The sequence below is a fragment of the Quyinboa ferrireducens genome, from assembly GCF_042436675.1.
Lineage (GTDB): Bacteria > Bacteroidota > Bacteroidia > Bacteroidales > UBA5342 > JBHJHP01.
Window position 1 is genome coordinate 414,475 of record NZ_JBHMVA010000002.1, and the last position, 16,794, is coordinate 431,268.

Genomic DNA, 16,794 nt, shown 5'->3' on the forward strand with positions numbered 1-16,794 from the left:
CCGAAATCAATAAGCGTAATCTGCTATTTCAGCATCTTTTCAATATATGGCTCTATCTTTTCCGGCTTTGTTACCGGGGCAAAACGCTTCACTGGCTTGCCATCCTTGTCAATCAGAAATTTTGTAAAGTTCCATTTGACTTTACTACCTAAAACACTTCCCAGTTCTGATTTCAAATATTTGTACAACGGATGTGCATTGTCACCGTTAACGTCAATTTTTGAAAACATTGGAAATGTTACGCCATAATTTATCATACAACCTTCGGCAATAGATTTTTCATCACCAGGTTCCTGATTGGCAAACTGATTACAGGGAAATCCAAGGATTACAAGACCCTGCTCCCGGTATTTTTCATACATCTTTTCCAGACCCTCGTACTGAGGTGTAAATCCACATTTACTGGCAGTATTAACTACTAAAACAGTTTTGCCTTTGTAACTGTCCATTGAAATCTCTTTCCCCTGAAGGCTTTTTGCCTTAAAATCATAAAATTTTGCGTCCATTTTGAGATCGTTTTTAATTTATATCGTTCGCGATACAAATATAGTATGTAATTTTGTATCGCGCACGATATAATAAAGATTTTTATAAACTTTTAAGAATTGTTATAAGGTTCCTAAACATATTTGATCTGGTTAAAGAGGTTTTGCCGGATAGAAAAGTAAGTTGCTAAAGTTTTGGTTATATCGAAATAAGATCAAATTTATACTCCTGAAACTTAAGGCACTTATTTAAGTTTTATCTCCTAAAATTCATTACCTTGGGAACCCAAATTGATGTTTATGAACAAGCAGATTATCGCAACTGAAAAAGCCCCTCAGGCAATCGGACCTTATTCACAGGCTGTTAAAGCCGGAAATATGATTTTTACGTCGGGACAAATCGGCCTTGATCCAAAAACAATGACCGTTGTTGAAGGTGGAATTGAGTCCCAGACAAAACAGGTTATGACAAATCTTGGTGAAGTATTGAAAGCTGCAGGAGCCGGATTTAATGATGTGGTGAAAACGACCTGTTATCTGTCCGATATGGATTATTTTAAAGCTTTTAATGGGGTGTATGCATCTTTTTTTGATGAGGCAAGTGCTCCTGCCAGAGCAACGGTGGCTGTTAAAACGCTTCCTTTGGGGGTTCTTGTTGAAGTAGATGCAGTTGCTGTTTTAAAGGATTAAAAGGGTAATGATCCCAAAAGAAAATAAATTCACACTATTACAACAAACTATTAAATATGGCACAAATTAATTTTAATGATTTAGGTTCTCAAAAGCCTGATGTAAAAAACGTTCTCAGGCTTATAAAGTATGGAATATCAGCGATTGTCATTATCATATTGCTTTTAGGTACATTCTTTCAGATCAACACAGAGGAAGTTGGTGTGATTGTCCGGTTTGGAAAATATCAACGAACGGTGGAACCAGGATTGAATGTAAAGCTCCCGATTATAGATAAGCTTTACAAAGTACCTGTTGAGCGCCAGTTAAAACAGGAATTTGGATTCAGAACAGTGAAAGCTGATGTGCGCTCAACCTATACGCGATCCGGAGTGCGGGATGAAGCACTGATGCTCACAGGTGACCTTAACCTTGCCGATGTGGAATGGGTGGTACAGTACAGGATCAATGATCCTTACAATTATTTGTTTAAGGTCCGAAATCCGGAGACTACTTTGAGGGATATATCAGAAGCTGCTATGCGCCAGGTTGTAGGAGACAGAACGGTTAATGAAGTTCTGACCGTGGGTAGGACTGAAATAGCAAGCAAGGTGGAAGAACTGGTTCAGAAAATATGTACGGAATATTCTCTCGGATTTGAAATTGATCAGGTAGTTCTGCAGGATGTGAATCCGCCTGATCCTGTAAAAGATGCTTTCAATGAGGTAAATGAGGCTCAGCAGGAAAAAGAAACCCTGATTAACCAGGCGAAATCCGAATACAATAAAGTAATTCCAAAGGCCAAGGGACAGGCCGAAGAGACTATTCAGAAGGCAGAAGGATATGCTACAGCCAGGGTGAATAACTCTCAGGGTGATGTGGCTCGTTTTAATGCATTATACTCTGAATATATTAAAGCACCTGAGGTTACAAAACGAAGGATATATCTTGAAACCATGCAGAATGTAATTCCAAAGCTGGGTAAGAAAATTATTACAGATGATGATGGCAATAATGTATTACCATTGTTACAAATGCAAATGTCTAATCCTCAACCTTCAAAATAAGTAGCCATGAAAAAATTAGTATTTATATCCGTAATTGCATTAATCGCAGTAATATTGCTTGCCGGTAGTGTTTACGTCGTCAATGAATCGGAACAGGTTGTAATTACCCAATTTGGTAAACCCGTGGGAGAAGCTGTGCTAACGCCGGGACTGAAGTTCAAGAAACCCTTTATTCAGACTGCAAACTTTTTTGACAAACGTTTTCTGGAATGGGATGGAGATCCGGATCTTGTTCCTACAAAAGATAAGAAATATATTTTTGTGGATACCTATGCCCGGTGGCAGATAACCGATCCGTTGCAGTTCTTTAAACGTTTTAACAACGAACGTAGTGCCCAATCCCGTCTGGATGATATTCTGGATGGTGAAACCAGGGACTTTATCGCTAAGAACAATATTGAGGAAGCTGTTCGGAACAGTAATCGTAAACCGATGTCTTCAGGATTAATTGGTGAAATGGTAGGTGATTCTTTGATGGATATATCTGTTGGCCGTGTTAAAATTGAAAAGATGATCCTGGCAGAAGCTAATAAACTGGCCAGCGAGTTGGGGATTGCCATTCTTGATTTCAGGTTTAAAAGGATCAATTATAACGAAGAAGTACGTACTCAGGTATATGAGCGTATGAAAAGCGAACGCTACAGAATAGCGGATAAATTCAGATCAGAAGGACAGGGTGAAGCATCCAGGATCAATGGAGAAAAAGAGCGAGAGTTGCAGACGATCCAGTCAGGTGCTTTTAAAGAGGCTGAGGAAATAAAAGGTAAAGCCGATGCTAAAGCTGCTGCCATTTATGCTGCTGCTTATAATAAAAACACTAGTGCACGCGAATTGTATGCCTTTATGAAATCTATGGAGACGTTTGAAAAAACGTTTGATAGCGAAACATCGGTAATCTTATCTACCGATAATGAATTGTACAAATACTTAAAAGGTATGAAATGAACAATAAAACTGTTTGGTTTGTCATAATTTCAATGATTTCAGTCACAGGATTTAGTCAGAAATCTGCGAAAGAGGTAATGGACTTTGCAAAAAAAATAGAATGGTTCGGTCAGGCATCCATCAAAATACTGTTCAGTGACAAAACGGTTTATATTGATCCGTACAAATTACCTGGAAATGATACGCCTGATGTGGTGTTCATCACGCATAGTCACGGGGATCATCTGGATGTAAATGAAATAGCTAAACTGAATGGTAATAAGGTGCTGATTGTAGCGCCGGAAACGTGTGAGAGTAAACTCCGTGAAGGTGGCTTTGACAACCTGGTTCTGGTAAAACCAGGTGATGAATTTGACCTGGATGGCATAGCCGTTAAAGTAGTCCATGCGTATAATATTGTTAAAGTAAGGTATCATCCCAAAGCAAATAATTGGGTAGGGTATGTTCTTACATATGATGGCGTAACCATATATCATCCGGGAGATACGGAGCGAATTCCCGAGATGAAGGGTATTAATTGTGATATTGCTTTCATGCCTTTGGGGCAAACTTATACCATGAGTAGCGTAAAAGAAGCTGCTGAAGCTGTTAAAGATGTCGGTCCCATCGTGGCAATTCCTTTTCATTACGGTCTGTATGAAGGAAAAGTGGACGATGCGCAGATGTTTAAGTCTTTGCTGAACGGTAGTTGTGATGTGTTGATTAAAGATTTAAAGGTCAGGGAATTATAGATTTTTTTGGAGGCTTTGTATTTCTGATTTGTATTCGGAAAACAGGTTTAAAATGTTAACATGCTTGAAATGAAGCGTAAAAGCATGAAATTTTCTGGAAAATAATTTTTGCTAATATGGAAAATAATTGCTTATTTTGCGCACTGTTTGAAAAACGTATATAAAAGCATAGCGAAATGTCAAAGATTTGTCAGATAACAGGGAAGAAAGCACAGGTGGGAAACAATGTTTCACACTCTAAAAGAAGAACTAAAAGACGGTTCGATATTAACCTGATCAATAAAAGATTTTATCTCCCGGAAGAAGATCGTTGGATCACTTTAAGGGTTTCAACTTCAGGTTTACGCACAATCAATAAAATTGGTTTGAATAAAGCGCTGAAAGAAGCAAAAGAAAAAGGATTAGTAGCTAAAAATATTTAATTGAGGAGATAGAACAATGGCTAAGAAAGGAAACAGAGTACAGGTTATTCTTGAATGCACTGAGCATAAAGAAAGCGGTATGCCTGGAACTTCAAGATACATTACAACAAAAAACCGCAAAAATACTCCGGAAAGGATGGAACTGAAAAAGTACAATCCTATCCTTAAAAAAGTAACTGTTCATAAAGAAATAAAATAATTGAGTTATGGCTAAGAAAGCAGTAGCATCGTTACAGAAAGGAGCCGGTAAAGGTCATGCCAAAGTAATTAAAATGGTAAAATCCGATAAAACCGGAGCTTATTCTTTCAAAGAAGAAATTGTTCCTAACGACTTAGTTAAGGATTTTTTTAAGAAATAATTATTATTCTTAATAATACAAAGAACTTCCCCCAAAAAGGGAAGTTTTTTTTTACTTTTACGCTTCAATAATTCAGTAAAAAACTAAGGATGGCTCTATTCGGATTATTCTCTAAGGAAAAGAAAGAAACACTGGATAAAGGTTTGGAGAAAACCAAGGAAAGTGTGTTCAAAAAACTTTCGCGTGCTGTAGCAGGAAAGTCTAAGGTGGATGATGAAGTACTTGATAATCTGGAGGAAGTATTGATTACATCTGATGTGGGCGTTGAAACTACTCTGAAAATAATTGAACGGATAGAGGAGCGTGTGCAGAAAGATAAATATCTGGGTATTGAAGAGCTGAACCTGATCCTGAGGGAGGAAATTTCTGAGTTATTGTCAGAAAATGAAACCGGTGATGGCGAAGCGTTTGAGTTGCCTGTATCCGACAATCCGTATGTGATAATGGTTGTTGGAGTGAATGGCGTTGGAAAAACCACCACTATCGGGAAGTTGGCGTACCAGTTTAAAAAGCAGGGTAAGAAAGTCATTCTTGGAGCTGCGGATACATTCCGTGCTGCTGCCATAGAACAGTTGGTGATTTGGGGTGAGCGGGTGGATGTTCCTGTGGTTAAGCAACATATGGGTGCTGATCCGGCATCCGTGGCTTTCGATACGTTGCAATCTGCCAAGCAGCAAAATGCTGATGTTGTGATTATTGATACAGCCGGCCGCTTGCATAATAAAATAAACCTGATGAATGAGCTGAGTAAGGTGAAAAAAGTGATGGACCGCATTGTTCCGGGTGCGCCACACGAAATTCTGCTTATTCTTGATGGTTCAACCGGACAAAACGCTTTTGAGCAGGCTAAACAATTTACCCTGGCAACAGAAGTTAATGCGTTAGCTATTACAAAACTGGATGGAACAGCAAAAGGTGGTGTTGTGATAGGCGTATCGGATCAGTTTAAAATACCAGTCAAATATATTGGCATTGGTGAAGGAATAGAAGATCTTCAGGTTTTCCGCAAGCGTGAGTTTGTGGATTCTCTTTTCAGCTAATCAAAATTCATTTTAAGGCTCCATTCGGAATGAGGAAGAAGGTAAGTGTAATTACAATGGGGTGCTCTAAGAACCTTGTGGATTCGGAGGTTTTACTGCAAAAATTTTCAGATTATGGGTTTGATGTGGAACATGATCCCGAAACTGTAACCGGAGAAATTGTGGTGGTCAATACCTGTGGCTTTATTGGTGATGCCAAAGAGGAGTCGGTAAATATGATCCTGCAGCTGGCCGATGCCCGTACCAATGGAGACATAGAAAAGCTGTATGTAATGGGCTGTTTGTCTGAACGGTATATGGAAGATCTGAACCGTGAAATTCCGGAGGTAGATAAATATTTTGGCAAGTTTAATTGGAATAAAGTTATTGATGAACTCATTGAAAATAAAAAATATAAAGAATCAACCAGTAGCAACCGGTATATAACTACGCCTTCGCATTTTGCTTACCTTAAAATATCAGAAGGATGCAACCGTTCGTGTGCTTATTGTGCTATCCCTCTGATTACCGGAAAACATAAATCAGTGCCAATTGACAAGCTTGTTGAGGAGGCCACACAGCTAGCATCAAAAGGTGTGAAGGAACTCCAGGTGATTGCGCAGGATCTGTCGTATTATGGCCTGGATCTCTATAAAAAACACAAACTCTCTGAACTGGTCACAGCTCTGTCTGAAATTCAGGGCATAGAATGGATTCGGTTGCATTATGCATATCCCGCTGGTTTCCCTTTTGAGATTCTGGAGGTGATGCGTACCAATCCTAAAGTTTGCACTTATCTGGATATTGCATTTCAGCATATCAGTGATAACATGCTGAAAAAGATGAAGCGCCAGGTATCTAAACAGCAGACATATGACCTGATCCGAAAAATAAGAACGGAAGTGCCGGGCATTCATCTGCGTACAACACTGATGACCGGTTTTCCGGGAGAAACTGAGGAAGATTTTGAGGAGCTGGTGCAGTTTGTAAAAGATATCCGTTTTGAGCGTTTAGGTGTGTTTCCATATTCTGAAGAGGACGGAACTTATGCCGGTGATCATTTTGCCGACGATATTCCCGAAGAAGTTAAGCTGGACCGTGCTGAAAAACTGATGGCTGTTCAGGAAGAAATTGCCAATGAACTAAGTGCTCAGAAAGTGGGACAGGAGCTAAAGGTAATGATAGACCGTAAAGAAGCAGACTATTATATTGGCCGGACAGAATTTGATTCCCCCGAAGTTGACCCTGAAGTCCTTGTTAGTGGTAAAAATCTGAATGTTGGATCTTTTTATACGATTAAAATTACCGGTGCAGAATCATACGATCTGATTGGTGAGGTTGTGGCTTGAATTTTATATTAATTTTAGAGCATTTATTTCATAATGTTCCCAATAATCAATATTAGGTAATAGCTAATATTAGATTAATTTTATCACATGTTTCAAAATGCGCGTTAGCCGCTGTAAAGGGTGTGGATTGGTGCGTTGGAAAACTTTTCATGTTGATACTTTCGGGTAGGTTGTTGCGGTTCTTTACAGCTCCCGACATAAAATGTCGGGATTGATGCATCAAAAGTATTAACTGGGTGAATCCTGAGCTTGTCGAAGGAGAAGGGTACTGAGTTTATCGAAGTAGGGTGTTAAACCCCACAACTGGTTTTTGGAAAATATGAGTTTGGAGTTCCTTTAAAGCAAGAATAGTCGCATACTTAAACATCTGGATTTACAGAAGTAAAATTTATTCAAACAGAATCCGCTTTGTTTTGTTTAATAGATATAATTGTGAATTAAACAGAATATGAAAATAGCCATTGCAGGTATTACCGGGTATATTGGTCAGAAGTTAAGTGAATATCTGATGTCTAAAGGGCATGAAATTGTCCCCGTCAAAAGAAACCATTTTAAACTATCACAAGACGACTTTGCTGCATATCTCAAAGGATGTGATGCCGTCATCAATTTATCCGGAGCACCTGTGATAAAACGGTGGACAGAATCCTGGAAAAAAGAAATTTTGTCAAGTCGGGTTGAAACCACGCGAAAAATTGTTGGTGCCCTTACCGTCATGAAAAGAAAGCCTGAAGTCTATATCAACGCGTCTGCCATTGGTATTTATGATTATGAACATGAAAACGATGAAACCACGCCTTATTTCGGCCATAATTTTCTGGCAGATGTCGTTAAACAATGGGAAGCAGAAGCAAAAAAAGTCAATGACCTTGAAATACGTAGCTGTATTACCCGGTTTGGTGTAGTATTGGGGAAAGACGGCAGTGCATTTCCGGTTATGAAGAAACCTTTTGAGTGGTTTGTTGGTGGAAAAATCGGCAATGGGCAACAGGCCATGTCTTTTATTCACATTGAGGACCTGATAAGAGCTTTGGAAGAGCTCCTATTGAATAAAAAAGCCAGCGGTGTTTACAATCTTGTTGCACCTGAATATTGTACCAATAAAGAATTTACACAAACTCTGGCAAAAGCTTTACACAGACCAGCGTTATTTACAGTGCCTGTTTTTGCTTTGAAATTACTTTATGGCGGTGCTGCAGAAGTAGTGGTGGGTGGCGAAAAAGTACGGCCGGTAAAACTTAGACAGCAGGGCTTCAAATTTAATTATCCCGATATTAAATCTACTATCGATAGTCTGGTTTAATTTAAGGGTTTGAAATCAGTTTGGTATGTTCTTTATTTGAATCTTATTTCCTCTGTTATACCAGTTTAACAAATATTTAGAAAAGTAGATATGATTTAGACTCTGTATAAATTGCAGATAGAATGACTTATGCTAGAGATTCTTATAGCTTTTCATTCGCAGGATTGACAAATTGACTTTTAGATTATAAGTTATTTGATTAAAATTGCATCTTTTTATAAAAATGTCCAATCTATTTCTTTTAAATTCTAATTTCAGATGAACTCAGATTATCAAATGGCATTTTCATTACTTGCAATAGGAATGATAACCGTGTTTATTATTCTTATGCTGGTAGTTTACGTAGGTAAAGCCATCATATTATTCACCAACCGTTTTATTAAACTCCCGGCAGAAAAGAAGCTAGCTGAGGTAAAACAGACCATAAGTTCTAAGAAGCTTGCTGCAATTTCTGCTGCAGTCAGCATTGTTACCAATGGAAAAGGTGTGGTTGAAAAAGTTGAAAAATTATAAAATATTAATATTATGAGCCGGGAAATAAAATTTTCACTGCTATACAGAGATATGTGGCAGTCGTCGGGTAAATATGTACCCAGGGTAGATCAGTTAACCAAAGTCGCGCCCCACATTGTTGAAATGGGATGTTTTGACAGGGTGGAAACCAATGGTGGTGGTTTTGAACAGATAAACCTTCTATTTGGTGAGAACCCGAATAAAGCGGTTCGTGAGTGGACCAAACCATTTCACGAGGCTGGAATAAAGACGCATATGCTTGAGCGCGCATTAAATGGTATCCGCATGACACCGGTACCTGCTGATGTACGTCGCTTATTTTTTAAGGTTAAAAAGGCGCAGGGAACAGATATTGCGCGTTCTTTTTGCGGTTTAAATGACCCGAGAAACCTTGAGAACTCCATTAAGTTTGCCAAAGAGGCAGGAATGATCTCTCAGGCAGCATTAAGCATTACATATTCACCGGTTCACACCGTTGAATATTATGTGGATCTGGCAGAAAAGCTCATTAAAATGGGTGCTGACGAGATCTGTGTAAAAGATATGGCCGGTATCGGACGTCCGGTTTGGCTGGGTAAAATTGTAAAAGGCATTAAGAAAAATCATCCTGATATTATCATTCAGTACCATTCACATTCTGGACCTGGTTTTGCACCAGCTTCCATTCTTGAAGTTGCCAAGGCCGGTGCCGATATCATCGATGTGGCCATGGAACCGCTTTCATGGGGAACAGGACATGTGGATATTTTAACCATACATGAAATGTTGCGGGATGCCGGATTCAAAGTGCCCGATATTAATATGAAGGCTTATATGAAGGTTCGTGAGTTGACACAGGAATTTATTGACGATTTTCTTGGCCTGTACATCAATCCGAAAAACCGCTTTATGAATTCGCTGCTTATTGGTCCGGGGCTTCCTGGTGGCATGATGGGTAGTTTAATGGCTGACCTCGAAAATAACCTGAAGAGCCTTAATAAATGGAAAGTAAAGCATAACGAAGCTGAATTAACACAGGATGACCTCTTGATAAAACTGTTTGATGAGGTGTCATATGCGTGGCCTAAATTAGGATATCCTCCATTAGTAACGCCTTACAGTCAGTATGTTAAGAATGTTGCATTGATGAATGTGATGCAAATGGAAAAAGGTCAGGAGCGCTGGTCCATGATTCCGGATTCTGTTTGGGATATGATTCTTGGCAAAACAGGACAGGTTCCAGGTAAACTGGCGCCGGAAATTATTGCACTGGCCAAAGAACAGGGCAAGGAATTCTTTACAGGAGTTCCTCAGGATGAATATCCTGATGCTCTGGAAGACTTTAAAAAGGAAATGGATAAAAACGGATGGGATTACGGACAGGATAATGAAGAACTGTTTGAACTTGCCATGCATCCGGAACAATACAGGGCATATAAGTCCGGTAAGGCAAAAGAAGACTTTGAGGCTGATTTAAAAGCCAAAAAAGAAGCTTCGGCTACTGAGTCTGCTCCTGCTGTTCAGGCTGCTGCACCGGCAATGGATACCACTCCTAAGCAGATGGTTGTATCTGTGGATGGTGAAAAATTTAATGTCACGGTATCTTACGGAAAGACTTCCGGTTCTGCTCCGGTTCAGGAAACAAAAAAAGAAGAAACTCCTGCAGCTGCAGCACAACCAGCTCAGGGAAGTGCGGAAATTATTGCTCCGCTTGAGGGTAAATTTTATCTGGTGAAAAATGCCGGTGATAAAGCTGTAAAGGTTGGAGATAAAGTAAATGAAGGAGATTTGGTTGGTTACATCGAAGCCATGAAAACTATGAATGCCATTAAAGCTGATGTATCAGGTACTGTGGTTGAAATATGTTTTGATAATGGTTCAGATGTTGAAGAAGACGATGTGCTCTTCAAGCTGGCTTAATGACTTACGAATAGTAATATTATGATATTAAGACGTTTATTTGAGATGACGGCGCTGTCTGAACTGGCAGCGAATCCGGGATATCTCCTCATGCTGGCAGTAGGTGCATTTCTCTTGTATCTTGGTATAAAGAAGCAGTACGAGCCGTTGTTACTGGTTCCTATTGGGATGGGGGTTATTTTGGCCAACCTGCCGGGTGGAACGATGGGAGTAGTACCCGCTGACTGGGTTCATACAGCTTTTTCAGGAATGGATCCTGAAGCGATAAAAGCACTGGACCCTAAAGTTGTGGCTCATATGGCCGAACAATCATCTTATATGAATCTGTTTGAGATAGCGCATGAATACGGGATTATGAATTTCCTGTATTACTCGCTGATAAAAACGGGACTACTTCCACCATTAATTTTTATGGGAGTAGGAGCCTTAACAGATTTTGGTCCGATGTTGCGTAACCTTAAACTTGCTTTCTTTGGTGCTGCAGCCCAGATTGGTATTTTTGCCGTTCTGTTTGGTGCTACAGCTGTTGGATTTACGCCAAAAGAAGCTGGTTCATTGGGAATTATAGGTGGAGCAGATGGCCCGACTGCAATATATACAACGCTGAAACTGGCACCTCATTTATTGGGTCCAATCGCTATTGCAGCATACTCGTATATGGCTTTGGTTCCGGTAATTATACCCTTTGTGGTTCGGCTGACATGTGGCGATAAGGAGTTGAAAATCAACATGAAACAGATGGATAAGAAGTATCCGCCAAAATACGAGATAAAGAATCTAAAGGCAGCTAAGATTGCTTTTCCTATTGTTCTGGGTATCGTTGTTTCTATTTTTGTTCCTTCTGCCGTGCCTTTGCTGGGGATGTTGTTATTTGGTAACCTGGTTAAGGAAATCGGCGCTAATACATTCCGCTTGTTTGATGCTGCCAGTAATTCAATTATGAATAGTAGTACTATCTTTTTGGGATTAACAGTTGGCGCAACAATGACATCTGATGTATTTCTGGACTGGAAAACACTGATGATTGTTGGAGGTGGCTTTATTGCCTTTTCAATCTCCGTTGCCGGTGGTATCTATGCAGTGAAAATTTATAATCTTTTTAGTAAGAAAAAGATCAATCCGCTTGTAGGAGCCACAGGCTTAAGTGCGGTGCCAATGGCATCACGGGTGGCGAATGAAATTGCTCTGACAAAAGATTCAAGCAATCATGTATTGCAATATTGTATGGCTAGTAATATATCGGGTGTGATTGGTTCTGCAGTTGCTGCCGGAGTTTTGATATCCTTCCTTGGATAAAATATTTACATCATATGCTTTTAAGAGCCGGATATTATTCCGGCTCTTTTTTTTGTATATTTACATAATTAATAAAGAGAAATTCAAATTATCTTTGTGAAAATTTGACATGATATTTTGAAATTATTTCAATTATTGCAATTAATTATAATTTAATTTGTGGTATTTTATTTAGAAATATGTAGGATAAATCCTTTTTATTAAACTTTTCTGAAAATACAAATATGAATACTGGTAAAAATTTAAATAAATTTCATTTAAGGAAATCAGGCTATCAGTTTAAATCACTGATATATATAGCATTATTTTTCTCTGTATTGTTTGTGTCCTGTAATAGCGACAATATCACGCGTAACAGTTATTATACGTTTACAGAAGAGATGATGGGACGTTATTTCATGAATCGTCCGGATTCTTTTTCTGAATTCAGAAAATTATTGGATACGACAGAGGTTATGGGGCTTTTAAATGCCTATGGGCACTATACCTGTTTTGCGCCGACAAATGAGGCCATGCATGCATTTTATGCCTCCAGAGGAAGGACATCACTTGAGGATTTCTCGGCTGATACTTTGAAAAAAATTGCGTATGATCATATAATAAAAGATGAAGAACTGGGAACAGAAACCTTTCTGGAAGGACGATTGCCCTATCTTACTATGAGTAAGCGTTACATCTCTGTAACTTTTTCCGGATTTCAGACTGGTGATCATACCATCAGAGTCAATAAAACATCACCAATTCTTAAACCCGATGTTATAGTCCATAACGGTGTTGTTCATGTGATTGGAGAGGTATTGAAGCCAACGGAGAAAACCCTGGTTGAAGCCATTAATGACGATCCCAAATTCCGTCTGTTTTCAGAAGCTCTTCTGGCAACACATCTCGATGAAAAGCTGAATTTAATAGAGGATGAATCTTATAGTTATACTTATTGGAATAATTATTATGATGATGTTCCCCGGGAACGTTTGGGAACGACAATTTATGTTCCTGAATTTAAAAAATACGGATACACAGCTTTAATGGAAAGCGATTCCACATACGAAGCTCACGGAATTCAAAACCTGGAAGATATGAAAGCATATGCCAAAATGGTATATGATGCCGTTTTCCCGGAAGATGCAGGTGTCGAAGATATTACAGATCCAAGAAACAGCCTTAACAAATTTGTTGCTTACCATCTCATTAACAAGCAAATTGGTCGCACGAAGTTTATTATTGACTATTATAATACATCTAACACTATCCAGACATATGATATGTATGAATACGTGGAAATGATGTGTCCGAAAACGTTAATGGAAGTCAGAACCTTGAGAAACAGTAACAGAACGAATGTGTTTAACTACAACAGTTCAACCGGTGAATTTATTACTCTGACTGATGATTATGACAATGATGCATTGAATGGTGTTTACCATGAAATTGACGGGATATTGCAATATGATTTGAATGTTGCTTCTGAAGTGTCAAGTAAAAGACTGAGGCTGGATCTGGCTTCTTTTTTCCCGGAACTAACAAATAATAACATGAGAGGCATTGGAGACGGAGTGAATAACAGAAGCAGATTTATTCTTCCTCACGGATATGTTGATCGGTTGGAATTTTCTGAACAGACTGTATTTTTTTATTACTGCTATGATTCACGTCTTATTGATTTTCAGGGTGATGAGATATTCCTGCTGGAAGGATTGTATGAATTTACTATAACAACGCCTATTATTCCTAAAGGAACATACGAAGTGCGGATGTGCTATCATTCTAACGGTAACAGGGGAGCTGTTCAGATGTACTGGGATGGAGTGCCTACAGGTATTCCTTTGGATCTTAATATTTTGGCAACCAATCCTTCAATAGGGTATCAGTTACCCGGCTCAGATTCGGCTGATCCGAATGGTTACGAAAACGACAAAACCATGCGCAACAGGGGATACATGAAAGGGCCTTCCAGTTACAAGTCTGATGGTGGTTTTTATTCAAATGCTACCGTGAACGTGCGTTTAAGTTCCAATGTTTTAAGAAGAATTCTTGGGATATATACGTTTAACGAAGTTAAAGAACATAAATTTCATATTAAAGCATCCAGAACAGGTCAGTTTCAAATGGACTATCTGGAGTTTGTGCCTGTTGAAGCCATTGAAGGTGAAGGAATTGATTAATATTAATTATCAACAATATTGTGAAGCCTGTGTATTTTTTTACACAGGCTTTTTTTTCGAAGTATTACGATATGATAAAAGTTTGAACTGTATCACTTTGCAGATTGTTATTTTAAATTAGTTCAAATTGGTAAATCGATGTTTAACCTTATTCTGATTTAAAATGATTAATAAAATCCACAGTTTGGGAGGATACATTCATGAGTATCAAAAGAGTATTGCAAATCCTGGTGAATTCTGGGCAGTACAGGCAGAATCTTTTTACTGGAGAAAACGTTGGGATAAAGTTATAGACTGGAATTTTGAAAAGCCTGATGTAAACTGGTTTGTTAATGGTAAACTTAACATTACGGAAAATATTTTTGAACGTAATCTTTTTACGTATGGAAATCAACCCGCAATAATATGGGAACCCAATGATCCTTCGGAAGCATCAAAGACATTAACCTATAATGAATTATTTGCTGAGGTTAACAAATTTGCCAATGCATTGCAGCAACTAGGAGTGGAAAAGGGAGACAGGATTGCTATATATATGCCTATGGTTCCTGAACTTGCGATAGCCCTTCTTGCCTGTGCAAGGATTGGAGCTATCCATTCTGTTGTATTTGCAGGTTTTTCGGCCAATGCATTACAGGAGCGAATTAATGATGCGGATGCTAAGTTGCTTTTAACTGCTGATGGTGGTTACCGAGGGAATAAGATAACGCCATTAAAAGAAATATCGGATGAAGCACTGGAAACATGCCCTTCCATTGAAAATGTGGTGGTTCTCAAACGTACCGGTTCTGACATTGTTATGAAGGGTGGCCGTGACATATGGTGGCACGATATCGTTAACGGGCAGTCCGATGAATGTGAAGCGGTTGAAATGGATGCGGAAGATCCGTTATTTATTTTATATACGTCAGGATCAACAGGAAAACCAAAGGGAATTGTCCATACTACAGGTGGTTATATGGTTTATTCTGCGTATACCTTTACCAATGTATTTCAATATAACAGCGGTGATGTTTATTTCTGCACAGCTGATATTGGTTGGATCACCGGACATTCATACATTGTTTATGGTCCTTTGTTATCGGGTGCCAAAACACTTATGTTTGAAGGTGTTCCCACATGGCCTGATGCAGGAAGGTTCTGGGATATCGTAAAAAAACATAAGGTCAATCAGTTTTATACAGCACCTACAGCTATTCGCTCCTTGCTGGCAAAAGGAAATGAATATTTGGAAAGCAAGGATCTGAGTACTTTGAAGGTTTTGGGTTCCGTAGGGGAGCCGATTAATGAACTGGCATGGCATTGGTATCATGATCATGTGGGATTAAATAAGTGCCCCATTGTGGATACCTGGTGGCAAACTGAAACCGGTGGTGTGATGATTTCTCCAATTGCCGGTATTACGCCAACCAAACCTTCGTTTGCAACTCTGCCTTTACCGGGAATTCAGCCCATGATTGTTGATGGAGAAGGGAATGAACTTGAAGGTAATTCTGTAGAGGGTAACCTTTGTATTAAATATCCATGGCCGGGTATGGCAAGAACAATTTGGGGTGACCACGCAAGGTTCAGGGAGACATACTTCAGTACGTTTAAGAATCTGTATTTTACAGGTGATGGTGTAAAGCGCGATGAAGACGGTTATTACAGAATTCTGGGTCGTGTGGATGATGTTATCAACGTTTCAGGGCATCGGCTAGGGACTGCTGAAATTGAGAATGCCATTAATGAACATCCTCTGGTAAATGAATCAGCTGTGGTTGGTTATCCTCATCCTATTAAAGGACAGGGAATTTATGCATATATCGTTTGCGGAGAACTTTCTACAGGAGGCGAGGACGGAATACGAAAAAGTGTAAAACAAGGGGTTTCAAAAATAATTGGTCCTATCGCACGCCCCGATTTGGTGCAACTTGTGCCCGGTCTTCCTAAAACGCGCAGTGGTAAGATTATGCGCAGGATACTAAGGAAAATAGCAGAAGGAGATGCCACAAATCTGGGCGACACCACCACATTGCTGGATGAAGAGGTAGTGGATAAAATTATTTCAGGTGCACTCGTGGATGTAAAGAAGTAAAATTTATTTTATAATCTTTACAGCCGGGTTCTGAACCGGAACAGAATCATTGGGTTGAGTAAGTTGAATATCTTTTTGTTCCAGATCTTCAATGACATTTTCTTCAGGCCATAAAGGAATCAGCTCATATGTATGTACGGGTTTGTATCCCAATGCCCAGATAAAAGGAAACGTAAAGAAAATACCACCCACAATTGCCCCGGGATCAATCTCTTCGTCTTTTGTAAGAGTAGTATAAAAAGGTTCGTATCCTTCCTTCTCAATCCTGATCTGGGTCTCAGACATCAGAATTTTAGAGTCCGAATGCTTGTATGGTGTTGTGCCAACTATCTCGTCATTCATGTACAGTTTTGCGCCTTCAGGAATTGTCCTGATGACTGTGGAACTAACGCAACCTGAAAATAGAATTGTGACCGCAAGTAAAAATGCAGCTAATCTGAATTGTGGGGTGTTCTTTTTCATACTTTTACATTTAGATCGTTAAGATACTGATTTAGT

General features: G+C 39.1%; 17 protein-coding genes. 15 read left to right on the forward strand and 2 right to left on the reverse strand.

From position 1 onward, the window contains the following. Positions 1–23 precede the first annotated feature (23 nt). On the reverse strand, positions 24–506 hold the full coding sequence (locus ACE01N_RS05190; RefSeq protein ID WP_380585508.1) for a glutathione peroxidase: 483 nt from the start codon (positions 504–506) through the stop codon (positions 24–26). A gap of 279 nt (positions 507–785) precedes the next feature. Between ACE01N_RS05190 and ACE01N_RS05195 the strand changes: the two genes are divergently transcribed. The 15 genes from ACE01N_RS05195 (at position 786) to acs (ending at position 16,296) form a co-directional block, all read left to right on the forward strand. After that, positions 786–1,175 carry a RidA family protein gene (locus tag ACE01N_RS05195; protein WP_380585510.1) on the forward strand — a complete coding sequence of 130 codons (390 nt, stop codon included), beginning with the start codon at positions 786–788 and terminating at the stop codon, positions 1,173–1,175. A 56-nt stretch (positions 1,176–1,231) separates the two neighbouring features. Next, complete coding sequence (gene hflK / locus ACE01N_RS05200) at positions 1,232–2,221, forward strand: FtsH protease activity modulator HflK (RefSeq protein ID WP_375726689.1); 990 nt, start codon at positions 1,232–1,234, stop codon at positions 2,219–2,221. 6 nt (positions 2,222–2,227) lie between these two features. After that, positions 2,228–3,166 (forward strand): protease modulator HflC, encoded by a 939-nt coding sequence (hflC, locus tag ACE01N_RS05205; RefSeq protein ID WP_380585513.1) that lies wholly within the window; start codon positions 2,228–2,230, stop codon positions 3,164–3,166. Next, the gene (locus tag ACE01N_RS05210; RefSeq protein ID WP_380585515.1) at positions 3,163–3,897 is read left to right on the forward strand and encodes an MBL fold metallo-hydrolase; all 735 of its coding nucleotides are present in this window, start codon (positions 3,163–3,165) and stop codon (positions 3,895–3,897) included. Before hflC ends, ACE01N_RS05210 begins: the two co-directional genes overlap by 4 nt. 176 nt (positions 3,898–4,073) lie before the next feature. Beyond that, positions 4,074–4,319, forward strand: coding sequence for a 50S ribosomal protein L28 (rpmB, locus tag ACE01N_RS05215; protein WP_375719210.1), 246 nt, complete (start codon positions 4,074–4,076; stop codon positions 4,317–4,319). 16 nt (positions 4,320–4,335) lie between these two features. Further along, positions 4,336–4,518, forward strand: coding sequence for a 50S ribosomal protein L33 (rpmG, locus tag ACE01N_RS05220; RefSeq protein WP_375719209.1), 183 nt, complete (start codon positions 4,336–4,338; stop codon positions 4,516–4,518). Between the two features lie 7 nt (positions 4,519–4,525). Then, positions 4,526–4,678 carry a DUF4295 domain-containing protein gene (locus ACE01N_RS05225; RefSeq protein ID WP_375719208.1) on the forward strand — a complete coding sequence of 51 codons (153 nt, stop codon included), beginning with the start codon at positions 4,526–4,528 and terminating at the stop codon, positions 4,676–4,678. An 89-nt stretch (positions 4,679–4,767) separates the two neighbouring features. Then, positions 4,768–5,718 carry a signal recognition particle-docking protein FtsY gene (gene ftsY, locus ACE01N_RS05230; protein WP_380585519.1) on the forward strand — a complete coding sequence of 317 codons (951 nt, stop codon included), beginning with the start codon at positions 4,768–4,770 and terminating at the stop codon, positions 5,716–5,718. 29 nt (positions 5,719–5,747) lie between these two features. Beyond that, positions 5,748–7,046 (forward strand): 30S ribosomal protein S12 methylthiotransferase RimO, encoded by a 1,299-nt coding sequence (gene rimO, locus ACE01N_RS05235; protein ID WP_380585521.1) that lies wholly within the window; start codon positions 5,748–5,750, stop codon positions 7,044–7,046. Between the two features lie 448 nt (positions 7,047–7,494). Continuing rightward, on the forward strand, positions 7,495–8,349 hold the full coding sequence (locus ACE01N_RS05240; protein WP_380585523.1) for a TIGR01777 family oxidoreductase: 855 nt from the start codon (positions 7,495–7,497) through the stop codon (positions 8,347–8,349). Positions 8,350–8,607: 258 nt separating this feature from the next. After that, positions 8,608–8,862, forward strand: a complete 255-nt coding sequence (locus ACE01N_RS05245; RefSeq protein ID WP_380585525.1) for a hypothetical protein — start codon at positions 8,608–8,610, stop codon at positions 8,860–8,862. A gap of 12 nt (positions 8,863–8,874) precedes the next feature. Beyond that, positions 8,875–10,761, forward strand: coding sequence for a biotin/lipoyl-containing protein (locus ACE01N_RS05250; protein ID WP_380585527.1), 1,887 nt, complete (start codon positions 8,875–8,877; stop codon positions 10,759–10,761). 21 nt (positions 10,762–10,782) lie between these two features. After that, complete coding sequence (locus ACE01N_RS05255) at positions 10,783–12,057, forward strand: sodium ion-translocating decarboxylase subunit beta (protein WP_380585529.1); 1,275 nt, start codon at positions 10,783–10,785, stop codon at positions 12,055–12,057. Positions 12,058–12,281: 224 nt separating this feature from the next. Continuing rightward, entirely contained in the window at positions 12,282–14,219 is a 1,938-nt protein-coding gene (locus ACE01N_RS05260) for a fasciclin domain-containing protein (RefSeq protein WP_380585531.1), read from the forward strand. 163 nt (positions 14,220–14,382) lie between these two features. After that, positions 14,383–16,296, forward strand: a complete 1,914-nt coding sequence (gene acs, locus ACE01N_RS05265) for an acetate--CoA ligase (protein ID WP_380585533.1) — start codon at positions 14,383–14,385, stop codon at positions 16,294–16,296. Positions 16,297–16,299: 3 nt separating this feature from the next. Here the strand turns inward: acs and ACE01N_RS05270 are convergent, their stop codons facing one another. Then, positions 16,300–16,758 carry a PEGA domain-containing protein gene (locus tag ACE01N_RS05270; protein ID WP_380585535.1) on the reverse strand — a complete coding sequence of 153 codons (459 nt, stop codon included), beginning with the start codon at positions 16,756–16,758 and terminating at the stop codon, positions 16,300–16,302. Between the last annotated feature and the right edge of the window lie 36 nt (positions 16,759–16,794).

What these genes read in the sequence shown, in the direction of transcription:
- ACE01N_RS05190 (WP_380585508.1), bottom strand. Translation starts at nt 506, where the DNA reads ATGGACGCAAAATTTTATGATTTTAAGGCAAAAAGCCTTCAGGGGAAA.
- ACE01N_RS05195 (WP_380585510.1), top strand. Translation starts at nt 786, where the DNA reads ATGAACAAGCAGATTATCGCAACTGAAAAAGCCCCTCAGGCAATCGGA.
- hflK (WP_375726689.1), top strand. Translation starts at nt 1,232, where the DNA reads ATGGCACAAATTAATTTTAATGATTTAGGTTCTCAAAAGCCTGATGTA.
- hflC (WP_380585513.1), top strand. Translation starts at nt 2,228, where the DNA reads ATGAAAAAATTAGTATTTATATCCGTAATTGCATTAATCGCAGTAATA.
- ACE01N_RS05210 (WP_380585515.1), top strand. Translation starts at nt 3,163, where the DNA reads ATGAACAATAAAACTGTTTGGTTTGTCATAATTTCAATGATTTCAGTC.
- rpmB (WP_375719210.1), top strand. Translation starts at nt 4,074, where the DNA reads ATGTCAAAGATTTGTCAGATAACAGGGAAGAAAGCACAGGTGGGAAAC.
- rpmG (WP_375719209.1), top strand. Translation starts at nt 4,336, where the DNA reads ATGGCTAAGAAAGGAAACAGAGTACAGGTTATTCTTGAATGCACTGAG.
- ACE01N_RS05225 (WP_375719208.1), top strand. Translation starts at nt 4,526, where the DNA reads ATGGCTAAGAAAGCAGTAGCATCGTTACAGAAAGGAGCCGGTAAAGGT.
- ftsY (WP_380585519.1), top strand. Translation starts at nt 4,768, where the DNA reads ATGGCTCTATTCGGATTATTCTCTAAGGAAAAGAAAGAAACACTGGAT.
- rimO (WP_380585521.1), top strand. Translation starts at nt 5,748, where the DNA reads ATGAGGAAGAAGGTAAGTGTAATTACAATGGGGTGCTCTAAGAACCTT.
- ACE01N_RS05240 (WP_380585523.1), top strand. Translation starts at nt 7,495, where the DNA reads ATGAAAATAGCCATTGCAGGTATTACCGGGTATATTGGTCAGAAGTTA.
- ACE01N_RS05245 (WP_380585525.1), top strand. Translation starts at nt 8,608, where the DNA reads ATGAACTCAGATTATCAAATGGCATTTTCATTACTTGCAATAGGAATG.
- ACE01N_RS05250 (WP_380585527.1), top strand. Translation starts at nt 8,875, where the DNA reads ATGAGCCGGGAAATAAAATTTTCACTGCTATACAGAGATATGTGGCAG.
- ACE01N_RS05255 (WP_380585529.1), top strand. Translation starts at nt 10,783, where the DNA reads ATGATATTAAGACGTTTATTTGAGATGACGGCGCTGTCTGAACTGGCA.
- ACE01N_RS05260 (WP_380585531.1), top strand. Translation starts at nt 12,282, where the DNA reads ATGAATACTGGTAAAAATTTAAATAAATTTCATTTAAGGAAATCAGGC.
- acs (WP_380585533.1), top strand. Translation starts at nt 14,383, where the DNA reads ATGATTAATAAAATCCACAGTTTGGGAGGATACATTCATGAGTATCAA.
- ACE01N_RS05270 (WP_380585535.1), bottom strand. Translation starts at nt 16,758, where the DNA reads ATGAAAAAGAACACCCCACAATTCAGATTAGCTGCATTTTTACTTGCG.